This is a genomic window from Mesorhizobium intechi (assembly GCF_002879535.1).
GTDB lineage: Bacteria > Pseudomonadota > Alphaproteobacteria > Rhizobiales > Rhizobiaceae > Mesorhizobium > Mesorhizobium intechi.
In genome coordinates this window covers 1-8,903 of record NZ_PNOT02000133.1, presented here as the reverse complement: position 1 = coordinate 8,903, position 8,903 = coordinate 1, and the positions used below count along the sequence as shown (strand labels likewise).

Annotated in this window: 5 protein-coding genes and 1 pseudogene; all 6 read left to right on the top strand. The window is 58.1% G+C overall.

Going from position 1 to position 8,903, the window contains the following annotated elements; translation table 11 throughout:
• On the top strand, positions 1-779 hold a 779-nt coding region (locus C1D09_RS11505), incomplete at its 5' end, for an aldehyde dehydrogenase family protein (protein WP_143974374.1).
• 824 nt (positions 780-1,603) lie between these two features.
• Complete coding sequence (locus C1D09_RS11500; protein ID WP_143974373.1) at positions 1,604-2,860, top strand: ATP-grasp domain-containing protein; 1,257 nt, start codon at positions 1,604-1,606, stop codon at positions 2,858-2,860.
• A 427-nt stretch (positions 2,861-3,287) separates the two neighbouring features.
• Positions 3,288-3,866, top strand: a pseudogene (locus tag C1D09_RS11495) (NAD(P)/FAD-dependent oxidoreductase); the annotation flags it as partial.
• Positions 3,867-4,287: 421 nt separating this feature from the next.
• Positions 4,288-5,568: an NAD(P)/FAD-dependent oxidoreductase gene (locus C1D09_RS11490; RefSeq protein ID WP_143974372.1), complete on the top strand. Its 1,281-nt coding sequence runs from the start codon at positions 4,288-4,290 to the stop codon at positions 5,566-5,568.
• 451 nt (positions 5,569-6,019) lie between these two features.
• On the top strand, positions 6,020-7,705 hold the full coding sequence (locus tag C1D09_RS11485; RefSeq protein ID WP_167514569.1) for a GMC family oxidoreductase: 1,686 nt from the start codon (positions 6,020-6,022) through the stop codon (positions 7,703-7,705).
• Positions 7,706-8,001: 296 nt separating this feature from the next.
• A partial coding sequence (locus tag C1D09_RS11480; protein WP_143974370.1) for an amidohydrolase occupies positions 8,002-8,903 on the top strand: 902 nt, incomplete at its 3' end.

The window sequence follows — 8,903 nt, the reverse complement described above, 5'->3', positions numbered from 1 at the left end:
CAACCGGGCGAACCGTGCTCAAGGCTGCAGCGGAGCGCATCGTACCCTGCATCATGGAACTTGGCGGCAAATCAGCCGCTGTCGTCTATTCCGATGCCGATCTCGATGCCGTCGTGGAAGCGGTGCGTATCGGAACGTATCTAAATGCTGGCCAGAATTGCAACAACCTAACAAGATTGCTTGTAGAGCGTTCAATCGCTGATGAAACGTTAGAAAGGGTGAAGGCTTGCGTCGAAGGACTGTCAATTGGGCCAGGGCGCGAAAACTGCGACATCACCCCGTTGATCTCTCAAAAACAGCGAGAGGGAGTCGAGAGAGCCTGCCAGATGGCCCTGTCGCAAGGGGCACGTCTTGTGACCGGCGGAACTGCACTTTCGGAGCGAAGTGGCTATTTCATGGCGCCGACTGTATTTGCCGACGTCGCGCCCGACAGTAGCCTTTTCCAGAAAGAAGTCTTCGGCCCTGTTCTTTCCGTTACTGCTTTCGATGATCCGATAAAAGGTATCGAACTGGCCAACGATACCGATCAAGGCTTGGCAGCGGGCGTTTTCACCCGGAATATCGACCGGGCTCTTTGGAGCGCGGATCGCCTTTGGGCTGGCCAGGTGTACGTGAATGGATGGTACGTCGGCGGCGTAGAAACGCCGTTCGGTGGAGTGAAGCAGTCTGGCTACGGCAGGGAAAAGGGTCAGGAAGCCGTTGATGGATACGTGCAGACCAGAAATATTGGCATCCGGATCTCACAGCAGCGGGCAGAGGAGCCCAGCACGATAGAGTGATACAAACGGTATTGTTATTCCCCCATCCGCGATTGGAAGTCTTCCGGCGGAGATTTAGCCGTTGATGCTGGCCTGGAGTTTTCACACGGCAATGTCGCGCAGGTTGGTTGGTGTTTTCGAGCCGGATTTTCTAGATCGAGGTCGTCTTGCGGTCGAGCCTCACAGGAACAACGTCCGGCCGCGGATCACCCGGCGTCGGGACTGTCAGGAATTCTGTGCGTGAGGCCATGATGATGAAAAGGAGAGAACCATCACATGGCTATCGAGAAGGAACTTCTGGACCAACTGCTTGCAGGTCGCGATCCGAATGAGGTTTTCGCCAGATGCAGGTGACCACGACTTCGCCGAGGCGCGGCCGAACGAGGCGACAAGCTCACGAGGCACGCGTCGCGTGTTGACGCCCACCAGGTAGCCTCGAAGCGATGCTCGGCGACCTTCATGCGTCGATGAGTGGCGCGAGCCATGTTCCATCAATCTTGTCCCTTCGGTCCGTAGCCGCTCGCGGGAACGTGTGAAATTCGCCGATGGCCTGTCAAAGTGCGCGCACGGTAGCCGGCAACATCGGCGGCCTATCCGCACCGACGGCTCTTGGCCAAAACTGGGGCAGGCAAGCACCGCCCCAGAGAATATGTAGCGAGGCACCCCGAATCTCAGCCGCAGGCGTTCAAAATTGCAATAAATCGTTTACGCGACTTATCAAAACCTTCGCGAAATCAGATCCCTGAGAATGGTAGCTTGCCCACAAGGCTGACGTCAGGCCGAATAACAAGTCGACGCCTGATTACCTCTCGGGCCGTCGCACAGCATTGCGGAGGTCGACGGTAATGGCAAAAAAGGCTCTCGTGCTGGTGGAAGGCAACAGGAGTATTGGTCTGCTATACGTCAGAGCGGCCAAGCGTCTTGGTCTTCATCCCATTACCTTCTCGGCTGATCCAACCCAGTACGATTATCTTAAGGCGGACGGTACAGAGGCAATCAGTGTTGATACCGACGATCTAGATGCGCTGATCTGCGAATGTTCCTGGCTGCGCGCAACCTATGACATTGCTGGCATCACTGGCTTTACAGGTCTTGATGAGTTGGCCTACGCCACAGTAGGTAAGCTATGTCGGTCCTTCGATCTGCCGGGACCGAACCCCAGAGCGATTGAACGATGCTGCGACAAGTTCACTCAACGTCAGCTCCTCGCAGAGGCCGGCGTTCCAATGCCGGCTTATCGCTTAGCAGCCAATGCCGCGGACGTCGAAAGCTGTGCAGCAGAGATAAACCTCCCCGTCATTCTTAAGCCTGCCGTGGGCAGCGGCAGCAGCGGTGTCCTATTATGCCGCAACGTTGATGAACTGGCTAAACATACGACCCATCTGTTGTGTGGGAAGCACAAGTGGCGGTCTTCGCCGAGAATACTGGTCGAAGAATTCGCCCAAGGCCCCTATTATTGGGCTGACATGATGGGAGATGAGGTCATTGGAATCGGCGGCGCTGACTTCGGCCGCCCACCGCATTTTATCCATCGTGGGTGCACCTATCCAGCCGTGCTTACTGACGACGAGCAGCAGCGTGTCGCCGATGTGTCGCTGACCTGTTTGCAAGCTCTCGACCTTGGCTGGGGACCATCGAACATTGGATTCCGCTGGACAATGCGTGGCCCAGTCGTCATCGAGGTCAATCCGCGTCTTGCTGGCGCGCCCGGTCCTCAAATGGTTAATTTAGCTTATGGTGTGGATGTCGTCACCGAGCACATCAAAGTTGTTATCGGCGAAGAATGGGACTTGCGAAGAACCCGTTCGCATTTTGCGGGCGCGCGGTTCCTCCTCCCTGAAGGTGATGGCATCCTCGACTGGATTGATGGCGACAGTCGAGCGGCTGCCGTGGAAGGTGTCGCCGAGGTCAAACTGCATGTTCAACCCAAGACCCCTATCGTCAGGGAAGGCGACTACCGAGATACGATCGGACATGTCATCGCCGCTTCCCCGAGCCGCCCTCAGACCGACGCGATTCTTCAGCATGCCGTGGCCTTGATTGATTGGTCGATCAAGTCGGTTTCTGCCCCTGGCGAACAGCAACACCCGTGGTCGCCTTAACGCCGACGGCGTGCGGAGAGGGTGACAATTGAAGGCAATCAAGAGCAGCAGAAGCGCAAACGGAACGGTGTGGTGTCAACTATTGGATGACGATCGCGCCGAGGGTGAGGCTGAACTTGCCGTTGCCAAGGCCCCCGGCACCGAGGATCGCATTGGACCCTGAGCTGGTATGCGAAGTTCTCAACTTCAATCCTCGCGGATGAGGGAGGGAGACAATGCTCATTGTCGCGAAGGAAATGGCATTCGCGGGGGACGTCCGATCTCACGATCTTTCTCTACGGCGGCAGTGAGGTTGATGGCGCAGATCGGTACACTCGTCGTGAACGTTGCCAATAGGTATTGGCCCTCACTCGCGAAAATGACTAGCCGTCATTGCGCCTTGCTGCTGAGCAGGGAATTTGAAGGTGAGAGGGTGAGAGCGGACAGAATGCTGAACGATAGACAGTCGCATGGGCTTTGGGAGCGGACAGCTCCGCCGCCGCCTGCAACAGAGAAGCTGGTAGGCGACATCGTCGCCGATGTGGCGATCGTCGGTGCGGGCTACACCGGATTATCCGCTGCGCTGCACCTTGCCGAGCGGGGGCTGGATGCCGTCGTGATCGAGGCAGCCGAAATTGGTTTTGGCGCCGCCGGGCGGAGCACCGGATTGGTAAATGCGGGCCTCTGGGTGATGCCATCGGCCCTCAAGGAGACGCTCGGTCCGGTGTATGATGGTCGTTTGCTGGATTTACTGCGCGATTCGCCACGCACCGTCTTCGAGATCATCGACAAACACAACTTGCCGTGTGAGCTGAAGCGGGCCGGCACGATCCACTGCGGAGCTGATAAGAAGGGCGTCGCCGAAATCGCAGAGCGAGCTCGGCAGTGGCAGGCGCTCGACGCCCCGGTTCACATCCTTGATGCCGGCGAGACGCGTGCAAAGACAGGCACCTCGGCCTTCGCCGCAGGGCTCCTCGACCTCCGTGCAGGAACGATCCAGCCGCTCGCCTATGCGCGCGGCCTAGCTGGCAGATGGGTCTCCCGCCTGGATCAGAAGCTCGTGTGAGGACTTAGCAGGCAGAGAGACTCCCGCGCTCAGCGATCATCAGATGCAATTCGCATTGGCCTACTTCACCCAACGTCAGTTCCAGCCCAGGTGATCTCAACACCGCTTTTAGGCACATCTCGCTGCGCAAAGCCGATTTCCTGCGTGGGGGGCGGGCGATTTGCATAAATCAGGCACTCACATGCGCTACAGTTACCAGGGCACTCGGAGCCGTCCAATCTTCTTATTGTAAGCAGCCTCATGCGGCTGGTTTTGTGAAGGATAACGCAACTACGCCTCCTCCCAAGGCGCACCTGCCCGGCAGCGAGCTCAGTCTCCTGCCGGGCGTGCTGAGGGTCTGCACACCGAGGCAGCGTCGAGCCCCTTAATGATAGCGGACAGAATGCTGAACGATAGACAGTCGCATGGGCTTTGGGAGCGGACAGCTCCGCCGCCGCCTGCAACAGAGAAGCTGGTAGGCGACATCGTCGCCGATGTGGCGATCGTCGGTGCGGGCTACACCGGATTATCCGCTGCGCTGCACCTTGCCGAGCGGGGGCTGGATGCCGTCGTGATCGAGGCAGCCGAAATTGGTTTTGGCGCCGCCGGGCGGAGCACCGGATTGGTAAATGCGGGCCTCTGGGTGATGCCATCGGCCCTCAAGGAGACGCTCGGTCCGGTGTATGGTGGTCGTTTGCTGGATTTGCTGCGCGATTCGCCACGCACCGTCTTCGAGATCATCGACAAACACAACTTGCCGTGTGAGCTAAAGCGGGCTGGCACGATCCACTGCGGAGCCGATAAGAAGGGCGTCGCCGAAATCGCAGAGCGAGCGCGGCAGTGGCAGGCGCTCGACGCCCCGGTTCACATCCTTGATGCCGGCGAGACGCGTGCCAAGACAGGCACCTCGGCCTTCGCCGCAGGGCTCCTCGACCTGCGTGCAGGAACGATCCAGCCGCTCGCCTATGTGCGCGGCCTGGCTGGCGCGGCGATTGCCGCCGGCGCGACCGTCTTCACCGCGAGCCCGGTCGAGCACATCGCGCGCGAGGGCGGCGTCTGGCGGCTAGCCACGCGAAGTGGAAGCGCCCGGGCCAAGTGGGCCGTTGTTTCGACCGACACCTACACCTCGCGCATCCTCCCCGAGCTGCGCCGCGAACAAGTGGTGCTGCCGTTCTTCCATGTTGCGACTGCGCCGCTAAGTCACAGAATTCGCCACACGATCCTGCCCGAAGGGCACGGCGCCTGGGATACCCGCACCGTGCTGACCGCTTTTCGCACGGACAATGCCGGACGCCTCATCGTCGGCAGCGTCGGCGCGCTCCGCGGCACCGGAATCGCTATTCATCGTAACTGGGCGCGGCGGCGTATCCGGGCGCTCTTCCCGCAGATCGGTGAGGTCGAGTTGGAGCACGAGTGGTACGGCCGGATCGGCATGACGAACGACCATCTGCCTCGCCTTCACCTCCCAGCGGAAAACATGATCGCGCTGACGGGTTTCAACGGACGAGGCATCGCGCCTGGCACAGTGTTCGGCCGCGAGCTCGCCCGCCATATCAGCGGCGAGCTGCCGCTCGACGGGATGTTCCTGCCGGTATCTTCCGCGCGGAGCGCCTCTTTTCGGGCCATCAGAGAAGGTTACTATGAGCTAGGTGCGCAGATCGCGCATTTGCCACCGGCCTGCTGATCTCGGGGGCACGGTCCTCGCGACCTCTGGGCATGAGCTAGCCGGAATGCACCCCGCGCTACGCGTCAGCCCTCCAGGGATGCCGCAGCCTCGAGATAGCACTGGTGAAGGGCGGGTCGCTGCAATCGGCTTGAGATCCACCAGCAGCAGTAGACGAAACTAGAAGACCCGAAACGGGTGGAAAGAGTGGCCGCAAACACTCAAAAGACGAGGCTTCGGATTTCCTGCCGCTCATTGGGCGTGTCTAAACTCTCCCCGCACGGCTTCTGACAAGATGAGCTCCGTACGCCTACAAGCGGAGGGAATTGGCTATCTTCATAGTGGCCAACAGGATGGCGTGTTTCTGCGGAATTCGCACACAATCGCCGCTTTCCGGCCGCAAGACGGTCTCATTCGCAGATCTTCGCTTCAACGTTGTGCTAGCCTGCAGCCGCAGGATGGGGAGGAATTGTTGCTCTTTGACTATATAATTGTAGGTGGCGGCTCATCTGGATGCGTCCTAGCGAACAGATTGTCGGCCAATGGCAGTCAGGTGTTGCTCATCGAGGCCGGGCCTGATTTCCCCCCAAACGAAATTCCTGACGATATTCTCGACGGCAATCCCACACGCGCTTACTACAATCAGCGGTATCAATGGCCATCGCTTACCGCAGCCATCGCCCGAGATGGCAACAGACGCGTGCACTACGAGCAGGCTCGGGTCATAGGTGGAGGCTCCAGTATCAACGCTCAGGTCGCCAACCGGGGCGGCCCCGCCGATTATGATGAGTGGGCGTCCACCGGGGCAACGGGTTGGGACTGGGAAGGCGTATTGCCATATTTCCGCAGACTCGAATGCGATCTGGATTTTCGCGATCACTTCCACGGCAATAGTGGGCCGCTGCCGATTAGCCGGGCGGACAAACGAGAGTGGTCAGGGTTCGTCAATGCGGTGTCGACGGCTTTACAGGATGAAAATATACCCTTTCGGCCAGACTTTAACGGTGAGTTCCGCGATGGCCACTCAGTTGTTCCACTGACAAACCTCAACCGTCGCCGCGTATCAGCCGCGATGGCCTATTTGCCAGAGAGTGTCCGTGCTCGGCCGAATCTCAGAATTTTATCAGAGACTGTGGTCGTAAAACTCACCTTTTCAGGTCGACAAATAACGGGCGTCGATACTGAGAGTAAGGCTGGTCACCAATCTTATAGCGCCCCAGAGGTTATTCTATGTGCGGGCGCTATTCATTCGCCTACGATACTGATGCGATCCGGTATTGGTCCGGGAAGAGTGTTGTCAGAGGTCGGCATTCAAGTTGTCGCAAATGTTGAAGGGGTCGGAAAAAATCTCCAGGAGCATGCCGGGGTCGCCATCTCGGCTTACTTGAGACCGGAGGATCGGATGTCGCCGACCGCGACCGGATATATCCAGATGCATGCCCGGTATTCATCCGGTCACGACGGTTGCCCGCCTACCGATATGGCCATCTCAGCTCTGGCGAAATCTGCGTGGCATCCCGTTGGCAAACGTTTAGGGACGCTGAATTTCTGGGTCAATCGTGTCTATTCGACAGGAACGGTCTTGCTCAAGAGTTCGTCTCATCTCGTTGAGCCAGAAGTGAATTTCGATATGTTGAGCGACCAGCGCGACGCTGAGCGATTGAAAAACGCGTTTCGATTCGTTGCGAGACTGATAAATCATAAGGCCTTGACGCACACGGCGCTTGACCCCTTTCCTTCTACGTGGACTGGACGAGCAAAGCGGATCGGCAAGTACAACCGTTTGAACTACGGTCTCACCTCTTTTCTCGCAGCCCTTATGGATAGTTCCTCCTCGCTCCGACGTAGCCTGATCAGGTTTGCAATCACTGACGGTCGCAGCATCTCAGACCTTCTAAATAGTGACGAGCTTCTTGATAGCTTCGTACGACAAAACGTTTTTGGGAACTTTCATCCCACTTCAACTTGCAAAATGGGATCTGCGCATGATCCAAACAGTGTGACGGATTCGACTGGGCGCGTTCATGGACTATCGGGTTTAAGAGTCGCCGATGCCTCGGTGATGCCATTCTGCCCACGAGCAAATACCAACATTCCAACGATTATGGTCGCCGAGAAACTGTCTGACGCCATACTTCGTGAACGGGGGTGGCAATGAAGGTGACGTTTTCTCAAGGGGGGGTCTGCGCTTGCCGAATAACCAAGAATACTAGCCGACCGCCGATAATCTCTAGAGGTCCGTTGCAAACGCGGGGATTTGCCTCATCTCGAAGCGAGATGGGGCCGATACACACAATGCATTGGACTGTAGCGGTTCATCCCTGGAAGCTTCCTAGTGATATAACACACTACGCGGAACCGCGCATCTAGGATGCCCCCGGGAGCGGCGGCGCAGATGTGGCTCGAGCTAGCAGACCCGAGGCGCGGGTCTGCTCAATTTGGTAGGAGACAAGAATGCGCAGCGTCAATGATTTCCGGGATATTCATGATGAGGCTATCGCTTGGCGTCGTCACCTCCACCAGAATCCGGAACTTGGATACAACGTGCACAATACCGCCCGCTTCGTCGCCGAAAAGCTTGCTTCCTTCGGGATAAATCATATCGAGACGGGCATCGCCGAGACCGGTGTCGTCGCGGTGATCCAAGGTGCAGGCGGGGATGGACCGACGATTGGCCTGCGCGCGGATATGGACGCGCTGCCGATCGTCGAGGCTACCGGCAAGCCCTGGACTTCGCAGGTCGAGGGGAAGATGCACGCCTGCGGTCACGACGGCCACACCGCCATGCTGCTGGGTGCCGCTAAGCATCTCTCCGCCACGCGGAACTTCAAAGGTTCGGTGGCGCTCATTTTCCAGCCCGCCGAGGAAGACGGGCAGGGCGCCGGTCGAATGGTGCAAGAAGGCTTGATGGACAGGTTCAATATCTCCCAAGTCTTCGGTATGCACAACATGCCAGGCATTGACGTGGGCAGGTTCGGTATTCGCGACGGATCGATTATGGCGGCCCTCGACGAATTTGACATCACCATTACCGGCCGGGGCGGACACGCCGCAACGCCTCATTTTACTATAGATCCGGTGGTGGTCGGAGCACAGATCATCACGGCCCTACAGACCTTGGTTTCCCGAAATCTCGATCCGACGGAAGCGCTCGTTGTGTCAGTGCCGAAATTCACCGGAAGTGAATCCTACCACATCATACCTGACTCCGTGACGCTGGGCGGAACCGTTAGGAGCCTATCGCCAGCATTGCGTGATTTTGCGGAAAAACAAATCAAGGTCTGCGCTGAAAATATCGCGGCAGCTTTCGGGGCTAAAGTGGAATATCGGCATAGGCGTCTCGAGCCGTTGACGTT